The sequence below is a fragment of the Streptomyces javensis genome (genome assembly GCF_039525925.1).
GTDB lineage: Bacteria > Actinomycetota > Actinomycetes > Streptomycetales > Streptomycetaceae > Streptomyces > Streptomyces asiaticus.
This window is the reverse complement of record NZ_BAAAIF010000048.1, coordinates 15590-41751: the sequence shown is the minus strand read 5'-3', so window position 1 is coordinate 41751 and position 26162 is coordinate 15590. Positions and strand designations below refer to the sequence as shown.

Here is a 26162-nt window from a genome sequence, read left to right as displayed (position 1 = left end):
TGCGATTCCCCGCAAACCACCTCAAGAGGCCAATCCGATGACATCCCAGAGATTAGCCGTCCTTAAAGGCTTTTCATGTGCTCGTACTACATGAACACCTATGCGATCTAACCCCCGTTACGGCGAGGGCGGTCACCGTGGATTGACGATTCCAGGCAACGAAAACGGCGGCGCCCCAAGGGGCACCGCCGAGGAATCGATACCGCCGAAATCCAAGCCCGGGATTCCGGTCGAGTAGCGCTCGCGCGGCTCGAATCGTCCTCCGGGCTGCGGTCGAGCCAGTAGGGTGCGCGGGGTGAACGAACCAGCTTCCCGTCTGCCGAGTACCTTCCGCCTCATCGTCACGGGCGGAGGTACTGGCGGCCACACCTACCCTGCCTTGACTGCGGTTCGGGCGTTGCAGGCCCGGCTGGCGGCCGAGCGCCGCGCGCTCGATGTCCTCTGGATCGGCACGCCTGACGGGCTGGAGGCCCGCGTCGCCCCGGCCGAGGGCATCGCCTTCACGACGGTCGCGACGGGCAAGATCCGCCGGTCCGCGAACCCGCTCAAGATGATCAGCCCGGCGAATGTCAAGGACATGGCGCGGGTACCGCTCGGTGTCGCTCAGGCCCGCAAGATCGTGTCGGACTTCCGGCCGGACGTCGTCCTCGCGACCGGCGGGTACGTCGCCGTCCCGGCCGGGCTGGCGGCGCGGATGTGCAAGCGTCCGCTGGTGCTGCACGAGCAGACCGTGCGGCTCGGGCTGGCGAACCGGAAGCTGGCCGGTTCGGCGGCGCGGATCGCCGTGTCGTCGGAGTCGACGCTCCCGCTCCTCCCGGAGGCTGTACGGTCTGCGGCCGTTGTCACCGGGAACCCAGTGCGGCCGGAAGTGCTGGCCGGCCACGCGGAGAAGGCGGTCGTCGGGCTCGGGTTGGCCGGCTTCGACCGGCGGCTCCCGACGCTGTACGTCACCGGCGGCGCCCAAGGCGCACAGCAGATCAACGATGTGATCCGGGACGCCCTCCCGTGGCTCCTGGAACGAGCCAACATCATTCACCAGTGCGGCCCGACGAACGTCGAGGCCCTGCGCGCGACCGCAGCCGGGCTCCCGCAGCACCTCACCGGCCGGTACTTCCTCACCGGGTTCGTCGGCCCGGAGCTCCCTGACGTCCTGGCGCTCGCCGACGTCGTGGTCTCCCGTAGCGGTGCCGGCACTCTCGCGGAGCTCACCGCCCTCGGCAAGCCCGCGATCTTTGTGCCACTCGCCACCTCGGCGGGGAACGAACAGGCGCACAACGCCCAGCACCTCGAGGCCGCTGGCGCCGCCGTCGCGCTGGAGGGAGAGGTCACTGCGGCCCGGTTGCAGAACGCACTCGGGCCGCTCCTGACCGACCCGGCGCGGCGCGCGGGGATGGCAGAGGCGGCCCGGGCGCACGGACGGCCGGACGCGGCGGACAGACTCGTGGACGTGCTCCTGTCCGCCGCGTCCGGCGGATGAGCGACCGGGGCGGCTCACGATGTGCCCGTCCAGGCGCTCGGAACCCGTCAGCGCATCGGGCAGGGGATTGCCGGGCGGATGCGGTTCGCGGTGCATGCGACGACCTGCACCGAGGCGAAACCAGTACCTCGCAGGTACCACCCGCCGACGACATCACCGCCCCAGCTGAGCCGGTCATCCGCTGCCGCGAACCACTCGGACTGCCGGGTCGAGTCCTTGTCGTGGTCGGTGAGGAAGGACGGGCTTAAGTCGCTGACCTGGTCTCTGTACCAGGCGGAGGCCTTGTCGGGTGCCTCGAAGGTGGCCTTGATCATTCTGGCCGGGCGGAGCAGCCAGTGAGGTACCTCCAGCGGGGGCACCTCGCTGGCCATGAAGGCGGGGCTGGCCGCCGCGATCTGCCGCCACTCCTGGGGCGAGATGTCCTGTACGACGAGGTGCGGTGGCCGCCGGGCGGACTCGTCGTCATATGTGCGGCGCTCTCCGGTCCAGCGGTAGCAGTGCCAGTGAGCCGGCATGGGCGGGGGCGGAGCGGTCATCCGGGGTACCTCCTGGTAGTGGGAGCGGCCCGCCCCGGCCGGGTGGAGATCCGTCCGGGGCGGGCCGCCGCTTACCTCGCGCGTGACGCCAGTTACCTCACGTACTGGCGCCCGTCGTCCGAGTCGCCAGGCGTCCCACCACTCGGTGACGGGGTATCCGTGTCCGGCATGGTGTCGCCGTCCTCCGGGTCCTGACGGACGACGACATGCTGTAATCGCATTGGGTCTCCTGTGGGTTCACTCGCGCAGGGGTGTCCCCGCGCGATGGCGCGGCGCTCGTCCCGGCCACTGGCCTGCAAGCGGGAGGCCGGGGCGAGCTTTCTTGAAGGGGGACTCCGGCCTTGCGATCCCCAAATCGGGGTCGGAGTCCTTGCCCTGCGGCTGCTACGCCTGGGCTGCTCCTACCGCAGGGGCTTGGAGGGCGAGCCGCTGGGGCCGTCGTCCGGTACGGGGGCCCGGACCACCAGCGACCCACCCGCCTTATGGAGTGGGGGCGACCACGAAGCAGAGCCAGACCGCGAGCACCAGCAGCGCGGGAACCACGCAGAGCATTAGGTCCATGCGAGCGGCACAGAAGGCGAGCAGTCCGGCCCGCGCGGCGGTCAACCGCCGACGGCGCCGCCTCATGTGGCTTCCTCTGCCCGAGCCAGGCGTGCTGCCTCCTCGTAGACGCTGAGCAGCCGCTCCCCGGTCTCGCATACAGCGCCGGGCGTCTGGCAGGCCGGGCAGCCCGCAGCGTGCTCGATAGCCGCCCACCATGCCTCCTCAGCGTGCAGGGCGACCCCGGTCCGCTCGCCACCCGCCATCAGCAGCGCTCCTGCGGCCTGGCCCGGAACGCCGCGTTGGAGCCACGCGGGCGGCCGTGCTGCGGGCAGTCGACGCCGCGGATGATCAATCGCACTTCATCTCGCCCCATACCTGCTTGCCCCAGCGGTATCGGTCCGTCCCCCACCGGTCCGTGAGAGCGTCGACCAGCAAGAGCCCCCGGCCTCGGGTGTTGTCACCGTTGGAGTCCGTCCGCAGGTAGGGGATATTGCGGGACCGGTCCACCACGCCGAGCCGGATGAACGTCTCGGACGGTCGGGTGACGACGACGCGGATCGACTCCAGACGGGCGTGGTCGACGGCGTTGGAGACCAGTTCCGTGATGACCAGCGCGGCGCCCTCTATGAGGCCCTCCTGCCCCCAGGCGGTCAGTGCGGTCCGTACCAGCGTGCGGGCGGCCTCCGCGCTCTCCGGTACGCGGCGCATGGTCTGGGAGTACCCGGGGTGCCCGGTGGGGCGAGGTGTAGCGGTCACGGACATCAGGACCTCAGTGGGTGCGAAGTGAGCGGCCTTGTCCGAGTGAACGACGGCTCGTCGCGCGAGGGGAGGTAATACCCATCGGGCGTGCAAACCGCCCAACCGGAAATTCTCGGCCGACTCCCCTCACAGAGGGGGCATGCATCGCTACGGTGGGTGTGTGGAGGGGAACGAAAACCTCATCAGCGCCATGTGCGAGAGGGGGCTCACCCAGGCCGGGTTGGCGGACGCGGTGAACACTCATCTGCACCGCAATGGCTACGAAGGCACGGTCAGCGACCGGACGGTCCGTAACTGGCTGACCGGAAAGACCCGTTGGCCGCACTCTCGGCAGCGGGCAGCCTTAGGGGCAGTATTCGGATGTACGGCCGAAGAACTGGGATTCGTCCCACCGGCCCCAAGATGCCCCGCCACAGAACCGGAGGATCCCGTGAGGCGCAGGAACTTCCTGACTGCCACCACCGGTACGACGGCCGCGGTCGCCGTCCCTCTCATCGCACAGCACTCCGTAGGCACCTCCGACGTGGTCCGGCTCCGTTCCGGCTTGGACGCCCTGGTGGCCGTGGACGCCGCACGGGGAGGCCACGACGAACTGGAGCGCAGGGCCCTTGCCGGGGCGGCCGAGGCGCTGGAGAAGCAGAAACTGGGCGCCTCTCAGCGCATCCGCCAGCGGCTGTTCAGTGTGGCCGCCACCTACACGTGCCAGGCCGCCTGGTCCGCCATCGACGACAAGCGCACCGACCGGGCTCGCGGCCTGCTGGAGCGGGCGCTCTATCTGGCCGGGATGGCCAAGGATCCCGTTGCCGAGATGCAGGTCTGGAACTTGTACTCCAGTCTCTCCCACCACCGTGGTGCGTACACCGAGGCCGTCGACTGCGGCTATGCGGCCCAGGCGACGGCCATCGCCCGGCGGGATCCGTTCTACGCCTCTCTGGCCCACGTCCGGACGGCGCTCGCACACGCCAACCTTGGCGACCGACAGGCCGCCGTACGCCGCCTCGGGTGCGCCCACGAGGCATTGGGCAGGGCGTCCCTGGGCGATCCCCGGCCGATCTGGACCGCCTTCTACGGGCCTGGCGAGCTGCTCGCCCTCACGGCCATCGTCCGGGACAAGATCGGCGAACCCGTAGAGGGCGAGGCCGCCTCTCACCAGGCCTTGGCGGGCATCCCGAAAGCGTTCCGCCGCAACCGTGCCCTGGCCACCGCACGGCTCGCCCTGACCCAGCTTCACCAACGCGACATCGACCAGGCGTGTGCCACGGCCTCCACCGTCTTCACGCTGATGTCCGGGCACCCGATCCCCGGCCGAACGCGCTCCCTCCTCGGCGACTACTACCGGGACTTGATCACCCTTGCCCCGAACGCGAGCGTCGCCCGGGAGTGGGCCGACCGCTACCGAACCGAATGGAGCCGAGCTTGAGTGCCACAGGTCTGGACGTCCGCCATTTCACCCACGCGGACCTGCCGGAGATCCGCCAGACGCTAATCGACGTGCACGCCGACGCGTATGCGGATGAGATGGACGACGAGTTCAACCAGCGCTTCCCCTGGTTCGTGGACCACTGGGGCGGGCACCCGGAGTTCTCCTGCGTGATCGCGTTCGACGGCGACAAGGCGGTGGGCTTCGCCTACGGCGCCCCGGCCGTTCCGGGTCGCGAGTGGTGGCGCGAGCACCTTGATCCGGTGCCCGCGAAGGACCTGACCTTCTCGTACTCCGAGCTGGCCGTCATCCCGAGGTGGCGCAAGAAGGGGGTGGCAGAACGGCTGACCCGCACATTGATGGAAAAGCGGGACGAGGATCTCGTAGTGCTGCTCGTGGACCCCGACCACCCCCGGATCCAGGCCCTGTACGAGTCCTGGGGCTTCCGCAAGGTAGGGAAGCGCCAGCCCTTCCCGGACTCCCCGGTCTACGCCGTCATGCTCGCCGAGCTGCCCCTGTCCTGACCCCGAACGCTTCTTCCTGCGGTCAGCGGCGATCACGTCGTCGTCGGACGCACGCCCTTCGGGAGCGCTCCCGAAGGGCCCCGCCCGCCGGGCGGACGGCTGGAGTTCGCACCCGAACCCTACAGCCGCTGAATGATCGTCCCCGTGGCCAGCGCCCCGCCCGCGCACATCGTGATGAGCGCGAACTCCTTGTCCGCGCGCTCCAGTTCATGCAGCGCCGTCGTGATCAGGCGGGCCCCCGTGGCCCCCACGGGGTGCCCCAGGGCGATCGCGCCGCCGTTCACGTTCACCTTCTCCAGGTTCTGCTCGAAGACTTTCGCCCAGGACAGCACCACCGAGGCGAACGCCTCGTTGATCTCGATCAGGTCGATGTCCTTCAGGGTCATCCCGGCCTTGCCCAGGACCGCCTTCGTGGCGTCGATCGGCCCGTCCAGGTGGAAGTGCGGATCGGTGCCGACCAGGGCCTGGGCCACGATGCGGGCGCGGGGGCGGAGTTTGAGGGCGCGGGCCATGCGTTTGGAGGCCCACAGGACCGCGCAGGCGCCGTCGGAGATCTGGGAGGAGTTGCCCGCGGTGTGCACGGCGGTGGGCATGATGGGCTTGAGCCCGGCCAGCGCCTCCATGCTGGTGTCGCGCAGGCCCTCGTCCCGGTCGACGGCGCGCCACATGCCCTCGCCGGCCGCCTGCTCCTCCTCCGTCGTGGGCACCTGCACCGCGAAGGTCTCGCGCTTGAACCGCTCCTCGGCCCAGGCCCGCGCCGCCCGCTCCTGGGAGATCAGCCCGAGGGCGTCCACGTTCTCGCGGGTCAACCCGCGGTTGCGGGCGATGCGTTCGGCGGCCTGGAACTGATTGGGCAGATCCACGTTCCACTCCTCGGGGAACGGTTTGCCCGGGCCGTGTTTGGAGCCGCTGCCCAGCGGCACTCTCGACATGGCCTCGACGCCGCAGCCGATGCCGATGTCGATGACACCGGTGGCGACCATGTTGGCCACCATATGATTGGCTTGCTGCGAAGAGCCGCACTGACAGTCCACCGTCGTCGCCGCGGTCTCGTACGGCAGCCCCATCGTCAGCCAGGCGGTGCGTGCGGGGTTCATCGACTGCTCCCCGGCGTGGGTGACCGTGCCGCCGACGATCTGCTCGACGCAGTCGGGCTGAATGCCGGTGCGGGCGAGGAGTTCGCGGTAGGTCTCGCCGAGCAGATAGGCGGGGTGGAGATTGGCGAGCGCGCCTCCGCGCTTGCCGATGGGCGTGCGGACGGCTTCGACGATGACGGGTTCGGCGGCCATGGCTGTCTCGTCCTCTCATCGCATCCGCGGGGCTCCCGGCAGCGCCCGCGTCAGAACTAGTACGCGTTCTAGTTCTTCGGCTCAGTCTGCTGAGGCCCCACCCGGCGGCGCAAGGGTTGTGCAGGGGTTGAGCGGACCTCGAGGGACACCGATCCCCCAAAACAATGGCCGCGATTTCTCTTGCTACTTGTAGAACCCGTTACTACCTTGCGGACACTTCTGATAGGCCGTCAGATCTCTGGAGTGGCCGATGTCCTGTCCAGCGCTCCCCGAAGGCTTTGACCTCACCGACCCCGACCTCCATCAGCATCGGGTGCCACTCCCGGAGCTCGCCCGGCTGCGGCAGACGGCCCCGGTGTGCTGGATCCCCCAGCCACACGGCGTGGCCGGATTCGACGACGACGGCTACTGGGCCGTCACCCGCCATGCCGACGTCAAGGAGGTCTCCACCCGGCCGGAGATCTTCTCCTCCCACGCCAACACCGCGATCATCCGCTTCAACGAGCACATCCAGCGCGATCAGATCGACGTCCAGAAGCTGATCATGCTGAACATGGATCCGCCCGAGCACACCCGGGTCCGCCAGATCGTCCAGCGCGGCTTCACCCCGCGCGCCATCCGCGCCCTCGAGGACGCCCTGCGCGACCGCGCCACCCGCATCGTGGCCGGGGCCAGGGAGAGCGGCAGCGGGGACTTCGTCACCGATGTGGCCTGCGAGCTGCCGTTGCAGGCGATCGCCGAGCTCATCGGCATCCCCCAGCAGGACCGTTCCAAGATCTTCGACTGGTCCAACAAGATGGTCGCGTACGACGATCCCGAACTGGCCATCACCGAGGAGATCGGCGCCGAGTCGGCCATGGAGCTGATCTCGTACTCCATGAACCTCGCCGCCGACCGCAAGGCGTGCCCGGCCAAGGACATCGTCAGCCGGCTGGTGGCCGCCGAGGACGAGGGCAATCTGGGCTCGGACGAGTTCGGCTTCTTCGTACTGCTGCTCGCGGTCGCCGGCAACGAGACCACGCGCAACGCCATCAGCCACGGGATGCACGCCTTCCTCACCCACCCCGACCAGTGGGAGCTGTTCAAGGCCGAGCGCCCCGCCACCGCCGCCGACGAGATCGTGCGCTGGGCCACCCCCGTGATGTCCTTCCAGCGCACCGCCACCCAGGACACCGAACTCGGCGGACAGCGCATCGAGGCGGGACAGCGGGTCGGCGTCTTCTACTCGTCCGCCAACAACGACCCCGAGGTCTTCGAAGGACCCGAGGTCTTCGACATCACCCGCGACCCCAACCCCCACCTCGGCTTCGGCGGCGGCGGACCGCACTTCTGCCTCGGCAAGAGCCTGGCGGAGCTGGAGATCCGGCTGATTTTCAACGCCATCGCGGACACCCTTCCGGACATCCGGCTCGCGGGTGAGCCCCGGCGGCTGCGCTCGGCCTGGCTGAACGGGATCAAGGAGCTCAGGGTGACCTACACGTAAGCTGTTCGTGCCGCGCCAGAAGTCCCACAACCCACCGGGCGGGGGCACACTGACCGCCATGAGCGAGATGTACGGCCCGCACGGCGCGGCGGGCGACCGGCGAAGACTCTTCGACTTCATAGCCCTCACCGCCCGCCTCCGTGAGACCGAGCGCGCCAACAACGCCACCCCGGAGCGCAAGGAGAGCGTCGCCGAGCACTCCTGGCACCTGGCGATGGTGAGCTGGATCCTGCACGCCGAGTTCGAGCGCGAGGCCGGGCAGCGGCTCGACCTCACCAAGATGCTCAAGCTGTGCCTGATGCACGACCTCGTCGAGATGGACGCGGTGGAGCGGGGCGCCGCGGGCGGTGAGCCGCCGCGCTTCGCCGCGCTCCCCGCGCCGCTCGGCGCCGAACTCCTGGCGCTGTGGCGGGAGTACGAGGAGGGCCGTACGCCCGAGGCGTGCCTGGTGCGCGGGGTGGATCGGCTCAACCCCACCCTGATGCGCTGTCTGACCGGCCAGGGCTGGGGCGACATGGCCACCGACAGCCACGCCCCCGTGGACGCCGAGGCGCTGGACGGGCTGAATCTGCCGCGGGTGGCCGTGAGCGAGACGCTGCGCGCGCTGTACGAGGAGGTCAGGGACGCCTCGGTGGAGGGCGGACTGCTGCCGCCGTGAGGCCCGCCCGCCCCCACCGAGACCGAGCGCCGTGGACGCCGACGGACCTACTTGAACGGCACGTTCACACACGCCACCCGGGCGCCGGCCTGCCCGGCCTTCCCCGACGTGGTGCCCGTCGCATGCTTGTGGATCACCACGGAACGAGCCTCATCCGGCCGGAAGTTCCACTTCACCCACGACTTGGCCCAGCCCTTGCCGGAGCCGCTGGTGGTGAGGCCCAGCCACACCTCGTTGTGCGGATTGGCGTAGTCCGGGTTGGTCGAGGGCTGCTTGGGGTCCCGCTTGTTCTGGTAGTGCGGCCCCGACGAGTCGGGCTTGGTGCCACACGGTTTCGTATGGACATGGATCCCGAAGTGGTGGTCGGCCGCGAGGCCACGCACGCTGATGAACACGAACGTGCCCTTGTGCATCTTGTAGTGGCCGTGGCCCTCCCCACCTTCGTGGTTCTTCATCATGCCCTTGCCGCTCAGCCGCGCCTCCGCGATGAACACCGACGCGGTCGTCGGCACCAGCGACTTGTCGTACGTCACCGCACCGGCGTGCTTCGCCTCCGACGCCGGCTGGAACCTGTCGTGGACGAAGACGAAGGGGTGCGGCGGCGCGGCCACCGCGGGTGTCGCGATGGCCATTGAGGCGCCCATCGCGACCGCCGCGGTTACTGCCTTCACCAGGGACATCCTTGATCCCTCCTCGGTCGGGGACCCCGCTCCCCGTCTCGATTCCCGGATCCCCCCGTTTAACGCGTCTTCACACCTTTCCGCCCCCTTCTCACCACGCTAGACCCGCTGGTCATGCCGCTCAACGCGAGCCCCGGCCCCCTTTTCGGGGGACTCGCCGCCCCCTGACCGGCCCTTCTCCCCGGGCTCGGCGTCGTCGTGCTGTCCGCCGCGCTGCCGTACCAGCCCCGGCACCAGCCCCCTGGCCCGGGCGACCGCGGCGCCCATCGTCGCCGACAGCGGCGGCGCCTCCTCGTGCGGGCGCCCGCCCACGCCGAGGAACACGTACTGCAACGCGAACCCGGCCGTGACGATGACCGCGCCGCCGATCGCGTCCAGCACATAGTGGTTCGCGGTGCCCACGATGACCGCCGTGGTCAGCAGCGGGTACAGGATGCCGAGCACCTTCGCCCAGACGTACGGCGCCACGATCGCGATGACCACCCCGCACCACAGCGACCACCCCACGTGCAGCGACGGCATGGCCGCGTACTGGTTGGACAGCTTGGTGAGCGCGCCGAAGTCCGGGTTGTTCAGGTCCTGCGGGCCGTGCGCGGTGTCCACGTAGCCGAGCCCCATCAGCCGGGGCGGGGCCAGCGGGTAGAGCCAGAAGCCGACCAGGGCGAGCAGCGTGGCGAAGGCCAGCGGGGTGCGGGCCCAGCGGTACGTCGCGGGGCGGCGCAGATAGAGCCAGCCGAGCAGGGACAGCGGGATCAGGAAGTGGAAGGTGCTGTAGTACCAGTTCATGAAGTCTCTGAGCCATCCGGTGTCGGCCACGATGGCGTTGAACCAGTGCTCGATGTCGATGTGCAGCCAGCCCTCGAGGGTGAGCACCTGGTCTCCGTGGCCCTCGGCCACGCTGCGCTCGTCCGGGGCGTGGCCGCGGATCCAGGAGTAGGCGAAGTAGCCGACACGGATCAGCATCAGCTCGAGCATCAGGTTCGGGCGGGACAGCGGCCGCTTGAGGAAGCGCAGCAGCGGCACCCAGGCGAAGCGGCTCCGGGCCGGTTCGGCGACCGGCGTCGGCTCGGGGTCGTCCCACCGCGGCGAGGTGCGGGAGAGGAACGGCACCAGACAGGCGGCGGCGAGCGCGGCGAGCAACGGCGCGTTGTAGCCGATATGGCCGAGGATCTCGATGTCGGGCAGCAGTGCGGTGCGGTTGAGCGACATCGCCAGGACGACCAGAACCGGCCACACCAGCCGGTCGGAACCGCGCCGCCCCACCCGGCCGACCGCGGCCAGCAGGATCCACAGCTGCTGGTGGAGCCAGGAGGTGGGCGAGACCGCGAGCGCCACGCTGCCGGTGATGGCGGCGGCGAGCAGCAGCTGTCCGTCCCTCGCGTAGCGCACCGCGCGCCGCAGGCCGATCACCGCGACCGCGACCGCGAGCACGGTCAGCAGCGCGAGCTCCATCGGGCCCTCGAGGCCGATGCGCAGCAGCAGCCCGTGCAGCGACTGGTTGGCCAGGCTGTCGGCGGGGGCGCCGAGCCCGAAGCCGCCGATGTGGTGCCCCCAGTACGTCCACGAGTCGTGCGGCATGGCCGCCCAGGCGAGCGCGGTGCAGGCGGCGAACGTGGCGCCCGCGAGCGCGGCGGCCCGGCGCCGTCCGATCAGCCACAGTACGACGGCGAACAGCAGCAGCGCGGGCTGGAGCGCCGCGGCCACTCCGATGAGCACACCGGCCTGCCGCCCGGAGGTGCTGGGCAGCACGGTGAGGACGACCAGGAGCACCGGGATGATGCTGGTCTGGCCGAGGGTGAAGGTGTTGCGCACCGGAAGCGAGAGCACCAGCAGGCTGATGGCCAGCGGTGCGGCGATCAGCGAGGTGCGGCGGGAGACCGGGCCGGGCAGCGACCGGGCCACGACCAGCCCGAGGACCACGACCAGCAGCAGGGTGCCGAAGGTCCAGGCGACCCCGAGGCTCTGCTCCGCGGCCCGGGTCAGCGGTTTGAGGACCAGTCCGGAGAACGGGGTGCCGGTGAAGGAGTCCCCGTCGTACAGCGATCCGCTGACATGCAGCACACCCTGGTCGCCGATCCAGGTCTCCAGATCGGTCAGCCGCTCATCGGGCGGCAGCCGCAGCACCGCCGCCGCCTGACGGACCGCCAGCACCCCCGCCAGGAGCCACAGGGCCACGAGCCCCATTCTGGTCCGCGACGTCCGCGCCCCTACGGCGCCGGGGGCCGGCCCCGTGTCCGGGCTTCTCCCCAGTCCGCTCCGCTCCACGTTCGCCACGCCGTGCCGCTCCCCCACTCGCCCTCTTCATCTGTCCCGGATGCTTGGAGACCCTACTGAGCCCACTACTCAGACGCCGAACACCCCCTCTTCACCTGACTGTCGTCCGGGGTTGTCCGAAAGATGTCAGGCTTGGGCAGGGTCCTTGCGCTCCGCGAGGGTCCGTATGGTCCGGCCCAATTTCATCAGGGCCGCGGGGTGCGCCGCGAATCGGGACTCGCCGCGCGCTGGAATGTTCCCGGCGTCACACCGAAGCACCGGACGAACCAGCGGTGGAAGTGGGCCTGGTCGGCGAACCCGGCCTGGGCCGCGGCCTCCGCCGCGCTGCTGCCCGCCACCAGCAGCCCGCGCGCCCGGCGCAGCCGGAGCTGCCGCTGGAAGTCGCTCGGCGCCATCCCGTACGCGGCGCGGAACGCCCGGTAGAGCGCGAAGCGGCTGCATCCGGCGGCCTCCGCGAGCCGCGTCGCCGGGATCTCCTCCGCGTACGCCTCCTCCAGCAGCGCCCTGGCCCGCCGCGCGGCCCGGACCTGCTCACCGCTCCCGTCCGGCAGTTCCCGGGCCCACAGCGGCCCGGTGGCCCCGCGCCGCACCATCGCCCCGACGGCCGCGGTCAGCCGCTCGTCCCGCACCAGCGGCCCGGCGCCGCCGACCAGGGCGGTGTGCAGCCGCAGCAGGGCGCGGGGCAGCAGCGGATCGGAGACCACGGGCCGGTCGAACAGCGGCAGCGCCGCCCGGCCGTCCGCGCTGTCGGCCACATCGGCGAGGACGTTCCGCACCACATCGGGACCTATATGGACGATTCGGTACTTGTAGCCGAGCTCGGCGGCCGCCTCCCCGTCGTGCGGATCGTCGGGATTGAAGACCATCACCATCCCCGCCCCGCTGGTGCGCAGCGCACCCCGGCACCGGAAGCGCTGGGCGCCGACCTCGGTCACGGCGAAGGAGTAGGTGTCATGGCTGTGGGGATGGAAACGATGGCTGAAAAAGTGCGCGTGCATGGCCTCCACGGGCCGGTCGGGATCACGCCAGTACCGGGCCCAGTCCTCCCGGCCCCGCTCCCCTTCTCCGACTCCACCCACGGATCCATTGTGCCGTGCCGCACGAGCGTTCAAGACCGCAGGTCGCGGCAGTGGCGAGAGTGACGGCATGCGCTTCGACACCAAGATCGCCGTCATCGTCCGCTCCGACCTCGCCGACTGGCAGAAGCTGAACGTGACCGCCTTCCTCTCCAGCGGCCTGGCGCACGCCTCGGACGAGATCGTCGGCAAGCCGTACGAGGACGCCTCGGGCAATGTCTACCTTCCGATGTTCCGCGAACCGGTCCTCGTCTACGCCGCCGACGCCCCCGCCCTCACCCGCACCCACGCCCGCGCCCTCACCCGCGACCTGCCGATGTCCCTCTACACCGAGGACCTCTTCGGCACCGACAACGAGGACGACAACCGCGCCACGGTCCGCGCCGTCGACGCCGACGCGCTGAACCTGGTCGGCCTCGCCGTCTACGGGCCGCGCGGCCAGGTGGACAAGGTGACGAAGGGCTTGCGGCTGCACGGCTGAGGGCCGGCCCGGGTGAGGCGCCGCCGACGGCTCAACGGCCCGTCAGCTTCCGCCAGGCGCCGGGGGTGACGCCCTCCCTGCCCGAAAAGGCACGGCTCAACGCGCTGCCGGTGTCGTATCCGACGCGGACAGCGATCTCCTGGACACTCAGCTGCGTCTCGCGGAGCAGGACCTTGACCCGGTACATGCGCCATGCCGTGAGGTAGCCCAGCGGGGTGTCCCCCGTCCTCTCCTTGAACAGGGCGGCGAACGCCGAGCGTGACATCCCCGCCGTGCGGGCGAGTTCGTCGACCGTCCACGGATGGGCCAGGTCCGCGTGCAACGCCTCCATGGCAACCGCCAGTCGCGGATCCCGCAGCGCGGCGATCCAGCCGACGGTCCCGCCGCCGACATCCGTACAACAGGTCCGCAGCGCCTGGACGAAGAGCACATCGGACAGACGGCTCATGATGAAGCCACCACCGAGCCCGCCCACCGCGCTCTCCCGCGCGATGAGGTCGAACGTGGTGCGCAGGAGGTGACTGGACGCGTCGTCCAGATTCAGCCGGAACACCGGCGGCAGGAGCGCGAAGAGCGGTTCTGCCGCCACGGCGTCGAAGGCGAACCGGGTGGAGACGATCTGCGTGAGCTCACCGTCACCCCCGACCCGCGCCGAGTCGCCGGGGACCTGGGAGACCAGTCCGTCGCAGTCCACGACCTCGCTGCCCGCCTCGTCCTGAAGCGTGAATCTCACCCCCGCCCGGACCAGGAAGCAGTCGTTCGTCTCCAGCCGCTGCGGCCCGGCGAGCGTGTCCGCGACGAGCCGGCACGCACCACGGGAGATCAGGACCAGCCGGGCGAGGTGCCGGGGAGGGAACGAGATTCCCCAGGGCGCACGGGCATCCACTCGCACATACCGCGCGTCCTCGATCTTCATCGTGGCGAGAAGGTCATCGATCGGATCCATCTCCACTCCCTTGGGTCTCCCCTCACCTCCCCTGGACGATCTGCGCCAAACCATGGACGCCAAGATACAGATCGTCCAGCCGAACGTGCCTATCGTGGAGGCGACACACGAACGAAGGGTGCCAAATGCGTACATTCCAGATGGGACCTGGCGGTGGTCTGATCGCCTCGTCGGAGCGCCCGGTGCCGAGCCCGTCAGCGGGCGAAGTGCTCGTACGAGTGAAGGCCAGCTCCCTCAACGCACGCGATCTGCTCATCGTCACCGGCCGGTACGCCGTCGACGTGCCGCCCGGACGCATCCCGCTCTCCGACGGCGCGGGCGTCGTGGAGGCGGTCGGGGAGGGAGTCTCGCGCTTCCGCATCGGGGACCGCGTCGTGGGCACCTTCCACCCGACCTGGCTTTACGGTCCGTTCCCCGAGTGGGGGCAGCTGCGCGGCACCCACCGCGACGGCTGGCTCACCGAATACCTCACCCTCGACGAGCAGAGCCTGGTCGCCGTGCCGGACCACCTGTCCTTCGAGGAAGCCGCCACGCTTCCGTGCGCCGCGCTCACCGCGTGGTCGGCCGTAAGCGGCGTCGGCCCCGGGGACGCTCTCCTGGTCCAGGGCTCGGGCGGGGTATCGGTCTTCGCGCTACAGTTCGCCCGCCTGGTCGGCGCACGCGTCCTGGCCACGACGTCCAGTGACGCCAAGGCCCAACGCCTCAGCGCTCTTGGCGCATCCGACGTCATCGACTACACCAGCACACCGGAGTGGGGCACGCGGGTACGGGAACTCACCGACGGCGGCGCCGACCGCGTCGTCGAGATCGGCGGTGCCGGAACGCTCTCCCAGTCCATCGACGCCGTCGCCCACGGCGGTCAGATCGCCCTCGTCGGCAATCTGGCGGCGGGCGGTGGCATGGACGTGACGCGGTTCTTCCGTCGCGCCGCGACCCTCCGGTCGATCAGCGTCGGCAGCCGGAGCGACTTCGAACGGATGAACAAGGCCATCGGTCAGCACCGGCTCCGGCCCGTCATCGACCGCGTCTTCCCGTTCGAGGATGCCGTGGAGGCGTTCGCGCACTTCGAGAAGGGCCCACGCTTCGGCAAGGTCGTCATCAGCCACTGAGCGCCACTGAGCGCCGTCTTCACACGTCCTTGACCGCCGGATGTAGCAGACTGCGCACAGAGTCGAGTCCAGGGCGCCGACCCGGCGTCCGCCGCGTGAGAGGTGTCTAGTGCCCAGCGTTGTAAAGATCAATGTGCTGACCGTGCCGGAGGAACAGCGCGAGGTGCTGGAGAAGCGCTTCGCGTCGCGCGCCGGGTCCGTGGAGGGCTCCGACGGCTTCGAGTGGTTCGAGCTGCTGCGTCCGGTCGAGGGGACCGACCAGTACCTCGTCTATACGCGCTGGCGCAGTGAGGAGGACTTCCAGGCGTGGATGGAGGGCCCGATGAAGGCGGCCCACCAGCGCGGCGGCGAGGACGCCCCGCAGCAGAAGCCCGCCGCGTCCGGCTCCACCCTGTGGTCCTTCGAGGTCGTCCAGCAGGCCGCGCCCAAGCAGGGCTGACCCGGGCCCCTTGCCACCACCGCCGGCTCCCTGGCCTTCGCCAGGGGGCCGGCGGGTCAGGGGGTGGCTACCGAGGCGGGCCGGTATGCAGTGGTGGCTGTCCATGCTCCTGCACGCCCCCGTCGCACTACCTGTACGTCCTGTGGTCAGGCAACTCCGCTGAGTACCTTCGGAACTGGAGCTTCCGCGTCCATCAAGGGGGCGGGGCCCGGATTCAGGAGGTCAGGATGGTTCGTACCACTACCCTCGCTCTGGCTGCTCTCGCCGCCGCCGGCGTCCTCATCGGAGGCGCGACGACCGCCCTCGCCGATGACGGCTCCGGCGGCAAGACGGCGGACGTCACCACATCGGCGAAGACAGCTGCCAGCCCGTCGCTACTGGCCCCGCACCAGCAGTTCTTCGGGCCCTTTGTCACCGTCCCCCCTGGAGGGAACGGTGTGGCCAGCGTCGCCTGCCCAGCCGGCCAGGTGCCCACGGGCGGCGGGGGTACAACCTCAGCTTTCAAGATCTTCTTCACCGACTCCTTTGCCAGCGGCAATACTTGGACCGTGCGCGGTACCAACACCAACACCGTGAACGAGTCCATCAGAGCGTTCGTCATCTGCACGACCCCCTGATCTGACGACTCGGGGGCCTGCGAGCCTGTCGGGTGGTTGATCACGCGCGAGGTGTGAGGATCTGCCCCTCGGGCATGGCTACGGCCTCGGAATGGGTGCCAGTGTGACAACTCCGAGGCCGTCAGCCCCGTCACCGCGACTGACGGCCGGCCACTTGACCCGATACGCATCGGGCGCACCGGCATGGCGGCCACACCGATGTCTCAATCGGCCTCAGGGGTTCGGTGGTCCTGACCACGCGCGTCGGCCCGTAGGTCTTCCTGCCGTCCCGCGACACGCGCATGGTCATCATCGCGCGGCCCTTCACCGTGTCCGACATGTTGGCGCTCCCGTTAGCGGTCCTTGCGTACGTCAAGACAACCGGGAATGCGCGGTCGCGGTTGGTGATCGCCTGGTGACTGGGCGGTGACAAGCCGTACCCTGGTCCCCATGAACAGCGGGGAGTTCAGCCGACGAGTCCGCGACCTGCTCCGTGACCGGGACATGAGTGTTCGGGCAGTTGCCCGCCATCTGAACTACGACCACGCGTATCTGTCCCGCGTTCTCTGCGGGAAACAGCAGCCGTCAAGGCAACTCGTCACGGCGTTGGACCACCTGCTCAAGACAGACGGGGAACTCGCCGCAATCGCGATACGAGTAGCACCGCCGACGGATTCACCGGACGCGACTGAATCACCGGCCCTCACTGATCGGATACTCAGACTCAACGAGGCACGCGGAGCCGACTTCGTACAGGCCATCCGGGAGACTTCCCATCGGCTGGTCGTCCTGGACAACGAACTCGGCGGAGTATCCGTCGCGGAGCCCGCAGGCCGCGCGTTCAAGGTCGTGCATCGGCGGCTCGGAGCCGGAGACTACGATCACCGGTACGAGCGTGACATTCAGTCGGCGGCTGCGGAACTCGCCGAAGTCGCCGGTTGGGCTCTGTGGGACGCGGAAAGAGACGACGCCGCCCAGCGCTTCAATCATGAGGCTCTGTTGCTCGCGAGACTCTCCGGGGATCGCTCCATCGAATTGCTGACGCTACAGAACATGGCGATGCAAAGTGAATGGCGCGGACGGAACCAAGAGGCGCTGTCCATCGCCCGGTCGGTGCTCAACCGTAGGCGGCTGTCCCCACGCGTCGAGGCGATGTTCCGCATCCGTGAGGCCAAGGGACTGGTCGGTACAGGACGTACTTCGGATGCGATCGAGTCGCTCGAACGCGCCCGGTCGCTCATCGAGGACAGTAACGATGTTGGCGAACCGGACTGGGCATGGTGGGTGACCCGCGGGGAAATTGACCGCCAGTGGGGTCACACACTTCAGATCGCCGGTGACGTACAGAAAGCAATCGAGCTACTACTGCAATCCGTACAACCAGGGCGTGACGTCACGACTGGCTACTCAAGCGAGCGAGTCGCACGGCTCGCCCAATGCCTACTGGACGTCAATGCCTGGCGCGACGCGGAAGACATCGTCAGGTCCCTGGTCACCGCCGCACCCTCGATCTCCTCGGGACGGACCCTCCGCCTCATCGGTCACGTCGCGAAGCAGCGCGAAAGGCTGAACGGTGCACCGTCAAGCCTTACGGACACCCTTGAGCACCTGGCGGAAAAGCTCGACGAGGACCCATTCACGCTGTGATACCAACGGCGCGCTGTGGTCACGCCGTCGGCCGTAGAGGCGGCTTGTATGCTGCTGCGGGGGACCCATAGTTGGGACGCCGCAGTCGTGGCCTGTCACCCAACTGGAGGGGCTAGGCTCGTCGCTGCCCGCGCCGGAATGGAGTGCAGGACGGGCCCCGATTCCGTGACGGGACGCAGAACGGCCGGCCGCACTCGCACGGTTGGGCATGGCAACCCAGCGTCTCACTGCTCAAGCCGAATGACCGAAGGCTCATGGAGAGGGGACTATGCTGACCGAGACGATTTTCCGCAGCGAAAAATTGCCAAGAGCAGACCGGTTCGATCACTGGTGTGAACTCATCAGCACAACGCATATACCACTGGAACTACGCAGCGATCACGCTGCCGAGTACCTTGCATACCAGCGCGTGATTACACTCGGTGCAGTGCAGGTATGGCCCACGGTCTACCAACCCTTGCACTTCTACCGCACGCCGAAGCTTATTCGCCGGTCCGATCCCGAGCAGTTCCACATCGCGCTCCCCCTGCGCGGGGTCAATCACGTTGAGTGCGCTGGACAGACCGCCTCGTTCGCCCCGTATGAGTTGCACTTCTTCGACAGTTCACAGCCCTTCCACCTCTACTCGACCAACGACAACGGGCTGTTCTCCGGTGTGGGCATCAACATACCCAAGGCTCTCCTGCCCAAGCAGGCCGACCAGCTGCTCGGTCGGCCGATGCCGGGACGGGAAGGCATCGGCGCCCTGTTCACCCAGTTCCTCGCCCGTCTGGTCGCCGACTCAGGTTCCCTGACCCCCGCCGACGGACCTCGGCTGGGCACAGTCTTAGCCGACCTGGCCTGCGCACTCTTCGCCCAGGCCCTCGATGCCGAGCATGCCCTTCCGTCAGAAACCCGACAGCGGAACCTCGCGCTGCGCATCAAGGCCTTCATCCGCCAGAACCTGCCCGACCCCAAGCTCACCCCGAGCACGATCGCCGCCGCGCACCACATCTCGGTCAGGTACTTGCACCGCATCTTCCGCAACGAAGACCGCACCGTCGTTGCCTGGATCCGCCACCAACGCCTCGAACACGCAGCCCGCGACCTCACCGACCCCACCCAGCACGCCACTCCCATCCATGCCATCGCCGCGCGCTGGGGCTTCGCGCGTCACGCCGATTTCACCCGCGCCTTCCGAGGCGCCTACGGCGTGCCGCCCAGGGACTACCGGTCCGAGCGTCGCTGTGCCATCGACTTACCAGACGCCGGTCCCCACCCCGGGGCAGGAGGCGACCTCCGCGATCCGGTAGCCGATGCCTCCGGGCACGACCGGTGAGCAGACTGTTCGCAACGGCTGCCTCGGCCTCGGGACGGGGTTCCTCGGATCCACCCCACTTCCTCCGTTCCCCAGCCTCAGCCCACCACCGCCCCGGCGGTGGGCGACACACCGCCGTCCCTGCAGCCGCGGACCCACCGCCCGCAACGGGTGGGACAGATGCGCGCCCCGGTAGAGGGAAGAGGCGCGCCCGGTCTTCGGCACGCCCACCCCCCTGACAGGAGGGCCCGTGCCGAGGCGGCCCTCACCGAGGCCGCGCGCCGGGGGGTGTTCGTGGAGGTCGACCGCGGCACCGAAAGCCTCGACACCCCCTTCTGAAGGGTCGGCCCCACCGAGGGTGCGTCCACCGCGCAGTCGAGCCGCCAACCTCACCGGCCCCTCTACGCGGGAGCGCCTCTACTCGGCCAGCGGACGCCCCGATCCTGATGGGGGAGATCATCCTGTACGGCTCCGAGGCCAGGAGGTACCTGTCAGCAATCGTGTTCACCAGCAGGTGGGACCCATCGCAGTAATCAACCCCGTCGAACGACGCTTCAGCAGGCCGTCAGCCAGCCCGGCGGTGCGCGCCCGGCAGTGCACCCCTTGCCCGGTAAGGGTGCGCTCATTGCTAAAGACCGACGGCAGCAACGCTCCTAGAGTCAGTTCGCAGAAACATCACGGCGGGCTGCCGCGCCGCCCGGGGGCGGCGCGGATGAGGCCATAGGCTCTAACTACCAGGGGTGTGCCGGTGCATCAGCAGGCGATGAGGCGGACGTCCATGTAGACCACGTCGGCCTTCTGCATGAGAGTCCCTCAGCCGAGGCATCCGGCCGCTCTGTCCAGCGCGGCACGCGCCGGTACCTCATGGCCTCTCAGACCTTCGGGAGGCAGCGGTTGCACCGGCGAGCAGTCGGCGAACAGCCCGGGCCTTGCGCCCCTCAGCTGTCTGTTACGCGCTCCTGGCAACAAGAAATTCGGGAGCGAACTCGCAGGTTTGGGCCGCGCATAGCGGTCCGTTCCGTCATATGAAGAAGGGTGTCACCATGTTCAACGTAAGGAAGCTCCTCGCGGGAGCTTGCACCGCAAGCTTGGCTGCTGGCGGACTAGTTCTCGGCAGTGTGGCAACCGCCGCACCGGCACAGGCAAACGCGGTTTCCTGCTACAGGTACATAGAGGGGCTTCTTAAGATGGACGATCGCGACGAGGCCCAGTTCTACTGCAGTCAAGGCGAGTCCATAGTGTTTTGGAGTAAGTGCGTTAATGGTCTGGACAAGCTCGACGGCGTGAATGAGCAAGCGGCCAAGATTGGATGTCGCAAGGCGCTTGACTGAGGATGGCCAGGGCTGAAGCGGTTACGCGGCCGAGGGAGATGTAGCCACGCTTAGCAACCTAGCCGTCCACTGCGAAGCGATCGCGCTGATCGCGGCCCTCAACTAGTGGCCACGAGCAGGACATTCGCAACAGGCCTTAGTCACCCGGAACCCACAGAAGTCGGATCCTAATTCCTGGGAATTAGGATCCGACTTTTTGTTGGTTCGAGCTATCCGCAACCTGCCTACAAGATTCGAGAGTGGGCGACGCTGACGTCTAGGCGCAGGAGCCGACAAAGCTCGGTCATCCCGTGGCCAGATAGGAGGTCAGGATATCTATCAGGACGCCGACGAGCGTCACTATTTGAGTGACCAGAGTGTCAAACTTAAGCTGTTTGGGCATATTGCAAGCCAATTCCAGGCGGCGAAGGGACCGATGGATCGTCCGAACAGGACCTGACGGGAAGGCACCCGCCGTTTACCAAACCCCCCTTCCGGGGCACAATGTTCTTGCAGAGTCGAAATCATTTGGCCACGTCGGGCGCGACCAGAGCATCCTTTCGGATCACCGAAACGCCCTCGCCAGACGAATTGACAGCTTGTCGGGACGTCTCCGCACAGTACGGCCGGCCGCGCGCCTCGCACCGCGGCCGGGCCACGTGTCAGCGGCCGGATCACAGGCCGCCGGTGGCGTGGTACGGGCGGCACACTCCGCCGTCGTAGTCGTTCGCGATCTCCAGCAGTTGGTGCCCGTCGGCCGAGGGCAGCAGGCTGGAGCTGTAGTTGGGGCAGTAGTCGACCTTGTCGGACTTCACGGCGACGGGGGCCGAGATCTCCTTCCAGGCACCGTCACCGCCGTTGCTGTTGGTCCAGACCGTACGCCCGCTGCCCTCGGCCCTGCCGCCGTCCGCGTTGTACATCGCCTGTCCGACCAGCAGCAGCTTGCCCTGCGGATTCCCCTCCTCCGGTGCCCAGGCCAGGGTCGGGGCGTGCCTGAAGTACTTGCCGTCCGCCGTCTCGGGCCGGGTGCCGAGGTTGGTGGCGTCGCCCCAGTCCCAGCCGTCGGGAGAGGTGCGGAGGTGCACGACGCAGCTGAACTTGGGGTCGTCGGAGCAGATCTCGTACGTCATCAGGTAGGTGCCGTTCGGCAGCTTCCGTACGCCCGCCATCCCGGGGCGGTCGGAGGTCGGGGCGCCGGCGACGGTATCATGGAGACCGTTCCAGGAGACGCCGTCCCGTGAGCGTACGGCGACGAGCTTCTGGCTGTGGTTCGGATCGGTCTCGTCGGAGTAGTGGCAGACCAGATTGCCGTTGGCGTCGATGGAGAACTCCGGCTCCCACAGTCCCTTGGCGTTCTCCGCGGAGGCGACCGTGGACAGATAGGACCAGCTGCGTCCCACGTCGGTGCTCTTGAATACGCGTATCGACATATGGCGCTCGGCTTCGGGTACGTCCCGGCCGAAGGAGGCGGCCCACAGCAGCGTGCCGGCGGGCATGTCGCCGACCTGTTGGGGCAGTTCGAAGAGGGTGCCGCAGCACATCCCCTTGTCCCCGGCGGCCTTGGGGTCGGCGATGGTGCCCACCTGGCTGAAGTGGGCTCCACCGTCGGTGCTCTCCTGAACCGCGCCGACGTTGCCTTCGCTGGGGACGACGGTCGAGGCGAGGACGCGGCCGTTGTTCTTCCCGCTGTGCTCCAGACGGATCGCCCGGGGGTAGAGGCCACCGTCGCGCAGCAGCTCGGGGGCCGTCCTCCGCAGGGCCCCCGCGCCGCCCTCCCCGTTCTTCGCCTCGGCGTCGGGGGAGCCGGAGCGCTGGGAGCTGGAGGCGGCGGAGGACCCGGCTTTGGTGTCGCCGTCGCCCTGGCAGGCGGTCAGCCCGAACGCGGCGACGGCGGCCACCGCGGCGGCGGCGACCTTACGAGCGTGGCGATGTCCGGTGCGGCGTGACATGAGACTCCCCCCTGGGGCGCGGGTGGCCCCCGTCCCTGTCCTTCGGGGGCCCGTGACACCCAGGCTGTCCGCCGCCGCTGATGATCCCCTGCCGATCGGCTAACGCGTCGCTAACCGCCTCACCGCCGCCCCACGACCGCCTCGCCTCCGCCCCACAACCGCCTCGTCGCCGCCTTACGGTCAACGCGGCTCACACCATCTCGGGCTGCGGTTCCGGTCGCAGCGCCGGTGCGGCCTTCGGCTCCCACAGTCTGGTGGTCCGCACATAGCCGTGGATCACCGAGCCCATCGCCAGCAGGAGAAGCGGTCCGAACAGCCACGGATGCCTGGCCATCTCGACCGGCAGACAGCGATAGGCCACCAGGAGTGCGGCGAAGACCGCCGCGCCATGGGCCACCAGTTGGGTCCCCGATCGGTCCCAGCCACGTGCGAGCGAGCGCAGCGCCGCCTCGATGGTGAGCGCGAATACCACCCCCGCGAGGAGATCCACGCCGTAGTGGTAGCCGAATCCCAGCGTCGCGCCGAGCGTGGCGACCAGCCAGAACGTTCCCGCGAACCGCAGGATCCGCGGGCCCTGGCGGGAGTGGATGAAGATCGCGGTGGCCCACGCCGTGTGCAGGCTGGGCATGCAGTTGCGTGGCGTGACCTCGTCGAAGGGGATCGAGTGCGGGGCGCTGATGGGCGGCGGCGTGTGCGGCCACAGGTTGGCCAGCGCCCAGTGCTCGCCGCCGGTGCCGAAGGCGCCGCCGCCGTAGGCGAAGATCGGCCCGACCACCGGGAAGACCATGTAGATGGCCGGCCCGAGGAGCCCGATGGCCAGAAAGGTGCGCACCAGATGGTGGCGCGGGAAGCGGCGCTCGTCCGCCACCTTGCGCAGTTGATAGATCGAGACGATGACCGCGGCCACCGGAAGCTGAATGTAGACGTAGTCGAGAACATGGGCGCCGATCGGGCCCATGGCATCGACGATCCGGCCTGCCAGCCACGACGGGTTGCCCAGCGCGTGATCGGCGGTCGCCAGATACGGGTCGAGCACCGTCGGGCGGGACTTCGCCGTGATGAGCAGCCAGGTGTCGCCGGTCTTACGGCCGGCCACCAGCAGCAGCCCCAGCCCCACGCCCTTCAGCAGCAGGGCGCGTTCCCGGCCGGTGCGGCGCGTGACCGCGATGACCACACAGCCCAGCATCACCCACAGCGCGCCGTTGCCGAAGGGGTGCCCTTCGGTCACCTTCGCGTCGGCCACCCACCGCACCAGGAAGATGACGATGTCGATGCCGATCGCGACACCGGCCGCGATGAGCCGCTCCCGCCAGGTGAGCACCACCATCATCAAGCCCATACCGGCGTACAGCAGAAAGCCCGACTTGGGGGCGAATATCACCTCTTGCACCTGATTGGTCATCGGCCCCGGCAGACCGTAGCGCCGGGCGGTGATCTCCAGCGCGACGAGGAACCCGAGGACCGCCACACCAGCCGTGGCCCACAGCACCGCCCGTGGTCGACGCCACGTGGCGAACGATATTCTGCTGTTTATTCGCGAAAACACCCGCGATGCTATAGGTATCAATTGTTTGGCCGATTTGCTCGATGTGGGCTGTAAGTCACTCTTCGCACCGGATAGCACGGTTTTCACGGTATTCCGGTGAAGGGCGGGCGATGGGGGCGCTCGTCATGAGTTCGGATCATGCTATCCGAGCGACGCGGGTGAGGGCGCGGGCGCGAACCCCGTGTCGCCGTCCGGCTCAGCCGGACGACAGCGGCAGCGCGCTCCGGGCGGCGGCGACTCGCAAGCACTCCAGTTTTTCCTCATCCGGAGTTCCCGGCTCTGCCGTATAGGTCACGATCCTCACATCGTGGTCAGGCACCTTCAGCACATCGTTGTCGAGGCCGATCTCCCCCACCAGCGGATGCCGCAGGCGTTTGTGACCACCCAGGCGTGAGCCGAGCGCCGGGGCACTCCACAGGTCTCGGAACTCTTCGCTGTTGCTCATGACCTCACCGATCAGAGCCCTGAAGTCCTCATCTTGGGGATACGCTCCGTGTGTGATCCGAAGGTCCGCGACGAGAGCCGCCTTGAATTCGGTGGTGCTCTGCGCGACGGAAAAGAGCGGATGGTCCATGTCCGACGGCCCCTCGAACACCGCGCGCACCAGGTTTCGTTCTTCCGGCGGCCGAAGAGCCGGGTCACCCAGCAAGGCCGACCACATGGCCGTCCACGTCAGCAGGGTCCATGAGGCGGAGAACACCCCCACCGGAATGTTCCCCCAGCGACTGACGAGCCGTCGCACACCGGGCGGCATCTGCTGCGGGATGCCTTGGGGCGTCGGCGGAAGGAGCCCGGCCACCAGATGGAAGTGGCAGGTCTCATTCGTACTCAGTCGCAGCGCGCGGGCAAGCGCGGCCACGACGTCCCGAGATGGGCGCAGGGCCCGGCCCTGTTCAAGACGGAGAAGGTAATCCGTGGATATTCCGGCCAGGAGAGCAAGCTCTTCGCGGCGCAAGCCCGCGGTGCGTCGCCGCCGCGTGGCCGGCAGCCCGACATCCTCAGTCGTGATGCGGGCACGCCATGCGCGCAGCGTGTTACCCAGCGAGCTCTCTGGACGACTCATGTCCCCATTGTCACCGACGCCGCGATCGATACCATGGGACTGCCGTTCCCGGGATAAAGGGGACGGCCGGGGCGACCGAGACGGGCCGTCAGGAGATTCGCGTCCCCGCCCGTGGTGAGCGCACCGCTGGCGACGTAGACCGTATCGCCGTCGACCGCCACCGATGTGGTGTTCTGGAGGCCATCGCTCTCATCGAGCACTACACGGTCGGCCTTGCCCGGAGTGATGAGGACCACCTGACTCGGGATATTGAGTGCGGCCAACAGCTGATCGCCGCGACCGGTAAAGGCGAAATCATCGACGCTGTCGAGTCCGGACGCCTTGACCTGATGGGGACCAGCTGTTCCGTCGCGGCCCGTCAGCGGTATGCGAAGGATCGTTCCCCGGTCGATATTGGAGACCCATACCGCCCCGTTGTGCACTTTCGCGCCATTGGCGCCGAAGAAGTGAACCGGGGCGAGATCCTCCCCCGCGGCCCAGAGCTCGGCGGCTCCGCCGTGCGGTCCGACCCGCCAGATCCTGCCCTGTGTCGAGTCGGTGATGTAGAAGTTCCCCGTACGGTCGTCCCTGGCGAGCCCGTTGAGGAAGCTCGCGGCCGGAAGAGCGGCGACGCGTTCCGGCTTGCCTCCCGGGCGCAGTTTCCACAGACCGGTGAGGTGTTCGTCCCCTGCCGAGTAGAGGAAGTAGAGGGTTCCGTCTCCGGTCCGCTCGATTCCCGTCACGGAAGCGGCCCCGGGGCCGGGGGTGTGCACGCCCCCATCCGCGGGGAGCGGCATGGTCGCCAATACCTCGACACGTCCACCGAGCGTGACGTGGGCCACCTGCCGCGACAGGATGAGGCCGACATCCGCCGACCCGTTCGGCCGCACGACGACGCTCTCCGCCACCTGCCCGGCCGGACGGTCGAAGTGGGCGACGATCCGCGGGTGCGAGAGGGGCGGTACGGCCGCTTCAGCCGTTGACGAGACCGCGGTGAGTCCGATCACCGCGCTCGCGGTGGTCACCGCCAGGCGGAAGACAAGGTGTTTCGGCATGATCGCCTCCGGGAGTGAACTGGGCT

24 protein-coding genes are annotated in these 26162 nt (G+C 68.6%); 12 read left to right on the top strand and 12 right to left on the bottom strand.

Annotated elements, in window-relative coordinates:
• Positions 1-337 precede the first annotated feature (337 nt).
• The gene (locus ABD329_RS32730) at positions 338-1477 is read left to right on the top strand and encodes a UDP-N-acetylglucosamine--N-acetylmuramyl-(pentapeptide) pyrophosphoryl-undecaprenol N-acetylglucosamine transferase (RefSeq protein ID WP_309142758.1); all 1140 of its coding nucleotides are present in this window, start codon (positions 338-340) and stop codon (positions 1475-1477) included.
• 47 nt (positions 1478-1524) lie between these two features.
• On the opposite strand, the gene ABD329_RS32725 is transcribed toward ABD329_RS32730, so the two are convergent.
• The 3 genes from ABD329_RS32725 to ABD329_RS32715 form a co-directional block, all read right to left on the bottom strand.
• A complete protein-coding gene (locus ABD329_RS32725; protein WP_198278009.1) occupies positions 1525-2013 on the bottom strand; it encodes a hypothetical protein in 489 nt (162 codons plus the stop codon).
• Positions 2014-2493: 480 nt separating this feature from the next.
• Positions 2494-2640 (bottom strand): hypothetical protein, encoded by a 147-nt coding sequence (locus ABD329_RS32720; RefSeq protein ID WP_198278010.1) that lies wholly within the window; start codon positions 2638-2640, stop codon positions 2494-2496.
• A 264-nt stretch (positions 2641-2904) separates the two neighbouring features.
• Complete coding sequence (locus ABD329_RS32715; protein WP_198278011.1) at positions 2905-3318, bottom strand: ATP-binding protein; 414 nt, start codon at positions 3316-3318, stop codon at positions 2905-2907.
• 136 nt (positions 3319-3454) lie between these two features.
• Between ABD329_RS32715 and ABD329_RS32710 the strand changes: the two genes are divergently transcribed.
• Both ABD329_RS32710 and ABD329_RS32705 read left to right on the top strand, forming a co-directional pair.
• Positions 3455-4735 (top strand): NsdA family TPR-like regulatory protein, encoded by a 1281-nt coding sequence (locus tag ABD329_RS32710; RefSeq protein WP_214665022.1) that lies wholly within the window; start codon positions 3455-3457, stop codon positions 4733-4735.
• A complete protein-coding gene (locus ABD329_RS32705) occupies positions 4720-5259 on the top strand; it encodes a GNAT family N-acetyltransferase (protein WP_198278013.1) in 540 nt (179 codons plus the stop codon). The genes ABD329_RS32710 and ABD329_RS32705 overlap by 16 nt, the downstream gene beginning before the upstream one ends.
• Positions 5260-5378: 119 nt before the next feature.
• Here ABD329_RS32705 and ABD329_RS32700 read toward each other — a convergent pair whose 3' ends face one another.
• Complete coding sequence (locus ABD329_RS32700) at positions 5379-6548, bottom strand: steroid 3-ketoacyl-CoA thiolase (RefSeq protein WP_198278014.1); 1170 nt, start codon at positions 6546-6548, stop codon at positions 5379-5381.
• 250 nt (positions 6549-6798) lie between these two features.
• Here ABD329_RS32700 and ABD329_RS32695 point away from each other — a divergent pair, with 250 nt between their 5' ends.
• Together ABD329_RS32695 and ABD329_RS32690 are read left to right on the top strand one after the other, a co-directional pair.
• Entirely contained in the window at positions 6799-8031 is a 1233-nt protein-coding gene (locus ABD329_RS32695) for a cytochrome P450 (RefSeq protein ID WP_198278015.1), read from the top strand.
• A gap of 58 nt (positions 8032-8089) precedes the next feature.
• Entirely contained in the window at positions 8090-8689 is a 600-nt protein-coding gene (locus ABD329_RS32690) for an HD domain-containing protein (protein WP_198278016.1), read from the top strand.
• A gap of 47 nt (positions 8690-8736) precedes the next feature.
• On the opposite strand, the gene ABD329_RS32685 is transcribed toward ABD329_RS32690, so the two are convergent.
• From ABD329_RS32685 to ABD329_RS32675, 3 genes are all read right to left on the bottom strand, one after another.
• Positions 8737-9369 (bottom strand): superoxide dismutase family protein, encoded by a 633-nt coding sequence (locus ABD329_RS32685; RefSeq protein WP_198278017.1) that lies wholly within the window; start codon positions 9367-9369, stop codon positions 8737-8739.
• A 99-nt stretch (positions 9370-9468) separates the two neighbouring features.
• Positions 9469-11553, bottom strand: coding sequence for a bifunctional glycosyltransferase 87/phosphatase PAP2 family protein (locus ABD329_RS32680; protein ID WP_198278018.1), 2085 nt, complete (start codon positions 11551-11553; stop codon positions 9469-9471).
• Between the two features lie 275 nt (positions 11554-11828).
• Complete coding sequence (locus ABD329_RS32675) at positions 11829-12641, bottom strand: AraC family transcriptional regulator (RefSeq protein WP_198278022.1); 813 nt, start codon at positions 12639-12641, stop codon at positions 11829-11831.
• Between the two features lie 148 nt (positions 12642-12789).
• On the opposite strand from ABD329_RS32675, the gene ABD329_RS32670 reads away from it, so the two are divergent.
• Positions 12790-13200, top strand: a complete 411-nt coding sequence (locus tag ABD329_RS32670) for a DUF2000 family protein (RefSeq protein ID WP_344317310.1) — start codon at positions 12790-12792, stop codon at positions 13198-13200.
• Between the two features lie 31 nt (positions 13201-13231).
• On the opposite strand, the gene ABD329_RS32665 is transcribed toward ABD329_RS32670, so the two are convergent.
• Positions 13232-14146: an AraC family transcriptional regulator gene (locus ABD329_RS32665; RefSeq protein WP_198277401.1), complete on the bottom strand. Its 915-nt coding sequence runs from the start codon at positions 14144-14146 to the stop codon at positions 13232-13234.
• Positions 14147-14271: 125 nt separating this feature from the next.
• On the opposite strand from ABD329_RS32665, the gene ABD329_RS32660 reads away from it, so the two are divergent.
• The 6 genes from ABD329_RS32660 (at position 14272) to ABD329_RS32635 (ending at position 20565) form a co-directional block, all read left to right on the top strand.
• Positions 14272-15255, top strand: a complete 984-nt coding sequence (locus ABD329_RS32660) for a zinc-dependent alcohol dehydrogenase family protein (RefSeq protein WP_198277402.1) — start codon at positions 14272-14274, stop codon at positions 15253-15255.
• Positions 15256-15364: 109 nt separating this feature from the next.
• Positions 15365-15694, top strand: a complete 330-nt coding sequence (locus ABD329_RS32655; RefSeq protein WP_164430520.1) for an antibiotic biosynthesis monooxygenase family protein — start codon at positions 15365-15367, stop codon at positions 15692-15694.
• Positions 15695-15921: 227 nt separating this feature from the next.
• Positions 15922-16311, top strand: coding sequence for a hypothetical protein (locus tag ABD329_RS32650; RefSeq protein ID WP_198277403.1), 390 nt, complete (start codon positions 15922-15924; stop codon positions 16309-16311).
• Between the two features lie 429 nt (positions 16312-16740).
• Complete coding sequence (locus ABD329_RS32645; protein ID WP_198277404.1) at positions 16741-17937, top strand: NsdA family TPR-like regulatory protein; 1197 nt, start codon at positions 16741-16743, stop codon at positions 17935-17937.
• Positions 17938-18205: 268 nt separating this feature from the next.
• Positions 18206-19255: a helix-turn-helix domain-containing protein gene (locus ABD329_RS32640; protein ID WP_198277405.1), complete on the top strand. Its 1050-nt coding sequence runs from the start codon at positions 18206-18208 to the stop codon at positions 19253-19255.
• A gap of 1004 nt (positions 19256-20259) precedes the next feature.
• On the top strand, positions 20260-20565 hold the full coding sequence (locus ABD329_RS32635; RefSeq protein WP_198277406.1) for a hypothetical protein: 306 nt from the start codon (positions 20260-20262) through the stop codon (positions 20563-20565).
• A gap of 653 nt (positions 20566-21218) precedes the next feature.
• On the opposite strand, the gene ABD329_RS32630 is transcribed toward ABD329_RS32635, so the two are convergent.
• From ABD329_RS32630 to ABD329_RS32615, 4 genes are all read right to left on the bottom strand, one after another.
• Entirely contained in the window at positions 21219-22493 is a 1275-nt protein-coding gene (locus tag ABD329_RS32630; RefSeq protein ID WP_198277407.1) for a glycoside hydrolase family protein, read from the bottom strand.
• Positions 22494-22683: 190 nt separating this feature from the next.
• Positions 22684-23982: a phosphatase PAP2 family protein gene (locus ABD329_RS32625; protein WP_344317308.1), complete on the bottom strand. Its 1299-nt coding sequence runs from the start codon at positions 23980-23982 to the stop codon at positions 22684-22686.
• Between the two features lie 253 nt (positions 23983-24235).
• Positions 24236-25102 (bottom strand): helix-turn-helix domain-containing protein, encoded by an 867-nt coding sequence (locus tag ABD329_RS32620; RefSeq protein ID WP_198277409.1) that lies wholly within the window; start codon positions 25100-25102, stop codon positions 24236-24238.
• Positions 25099-26106: an SMP-30/gluconolactonase/LRE family protein gene (locus ABD329_RS32615; RefSeq protein WP_344317306.1), complete on the bottom strand. Its 1008-nt coding sequence runs from the start codon at positions 26104-26106 to the stop codon at positions 25099-25101. Before ABD329_RS32615 ends, ABD329_RS32620 begins: the two co-directional genes overlap by 4 nt.
• Between the last annotated feature and the right edge of the window lie 56 nt (positions 26107-26162).

Bases quoted from the DNA above. Each gene is read 5' to 3' on its own strand.
- ABD329_RS32725 (WP_198278009.1), bottom strand. From the start codon at position 2,013: ATGACCGCTCCGCCCCCGCCCATGCCGGCTCACTGGCACTGCTACCGC.
- ABD329_RS32720 (WP_198278010.1), bottom strand. From the start codon at position 2,640: ATGAGGCGGCGCCGTCGGCGGTTGACCGCCGCGCGGGCCGGACTGCTC.
- ABD329_RS32715 (WP_198278011.1), bottom strand. From the start codon at position 3,318: ATGTCCGTGACCGCTACACCTCGCCCCACCGGGCACCCCGGGTACTCC.
- ABD329_RS32710 (WP_214665022.1), top strand. From the start codon at position 3,455: ATGCATCGCTACGGTGGGTGTGTGGAGGGGAACGAAAACCTCATCAGC.
- ABD329_RS32705 (WP_198278013.1), top strand. From the start codon at position 4,720: ATGGAGCCGAGCTTGAGTGCCACAGGTCTGGACGTCCGCCATTTCACC.
- ABD329_RS32700 (WP_198278014.1), bottom strand. From the start codon at position 6,548: ATGGCCGCCGAACCCGTCATCGTCGAAGCCGTCCGCACGCCCATCGGC.
- ABD329_RS32695 (WP_198278015.1), top strand. From the start codon at position 6,799: ATGTCCTGTCCAGCGCTCCCCGAAGGCTTTGACCTCACCGACCCCGAC.
- ABD329_RS32690 (WP_198278016.1), top strand. From the start codon at position 8,090: ATGAGCGAGATGTACGGCCCGCACGGCGCGGCGGGCGACCGGCGAAGA.
- ABD329_RS32685 (WP_198278017.1), bottom strand. From the start codon at position 9,369: ATGTCCCTGGTGAAGGCAGTAACCGCGGCGGTCGCGATGGGCGCCTCA.
- ABD329_RS32680 (WP_198278018.1), bottom strand. From the start codon at position 11,553: ATGGGGCTCGTGGCCCTGTGGCTCCTGGCGGGGGTGCTGGCGGTCCGT.
- ABD329_RS32675 (WP_198278022.1), bottom strand. From the start codon at position 12,641: ATGCACGCGCACTTTTTCAGCCATCGTTTCCATCCCCACAGCCATGAC.
- ABD329_RS32670 (WP_344317310.1), top strand. From the start codon at position 12,790: ATGCGCTTCGACACCAAGATCGCCGTCATCGTCCGCTCCGACCTCGCC.
- ABD329_RS32665 (WP_198277401.1), bottom strand. From the start codon at position 14,146: ATGGATCCGATCGATGACCTTCTCGCCACGATGAAGATCGAGGACGCG.
- ABD329_RS32660 (WP_198277402.1), top strand. From the start codon at position 14,272: ATGCGTACATTCCAGATGGGACCTGGCGGTGGTCTGATCGCCTCGTCG.
- ABD329_RS32650 (WP_198277403.1), top strand. From the start codon at position 15,922: ATGGTTCGTACCACTACCCTCGCTCTGGCTGCTCTCGCCGCCGCCGGC.
- ABD329_RS32645 (WP_198277404.1), top strand. From the start codon at position 16,741: ATGAACAGCGGGGAGTTCAGCCGACGAGTCCGCGACCTGCTCCGTGAC.
- ABD329_RS32640 (WP_198277405.1), top strand. From the start codon at position 18,206: ATGCTGACCGAGACGATTTTCCGCAGCGAAAAATTGCCAAGAGCAGAC.
- ABD329_RS32635 (WP_198277406.1), top strand. From the start codon at position 20,260: ATGAAGAAGGGTGTCACCATGTTCAACGTAAGGAAGCTCCTCGCGGGA.
- ABD329_RS32630 (WP_198277407.1), bottom strand. From the start codon at position 22,493: ATGTCACGCCGCACCGGACATCGCCACGCTCGTAAGGTCGCCGCCGCC.
- ABD329_RS32620 (WP_198277409.1), bottom strand. From the start codon at position 25,102: ATGAGTCGTCCAGAGAGCTCGCTGGGTAACACGCTGCGCGCATGGCGT.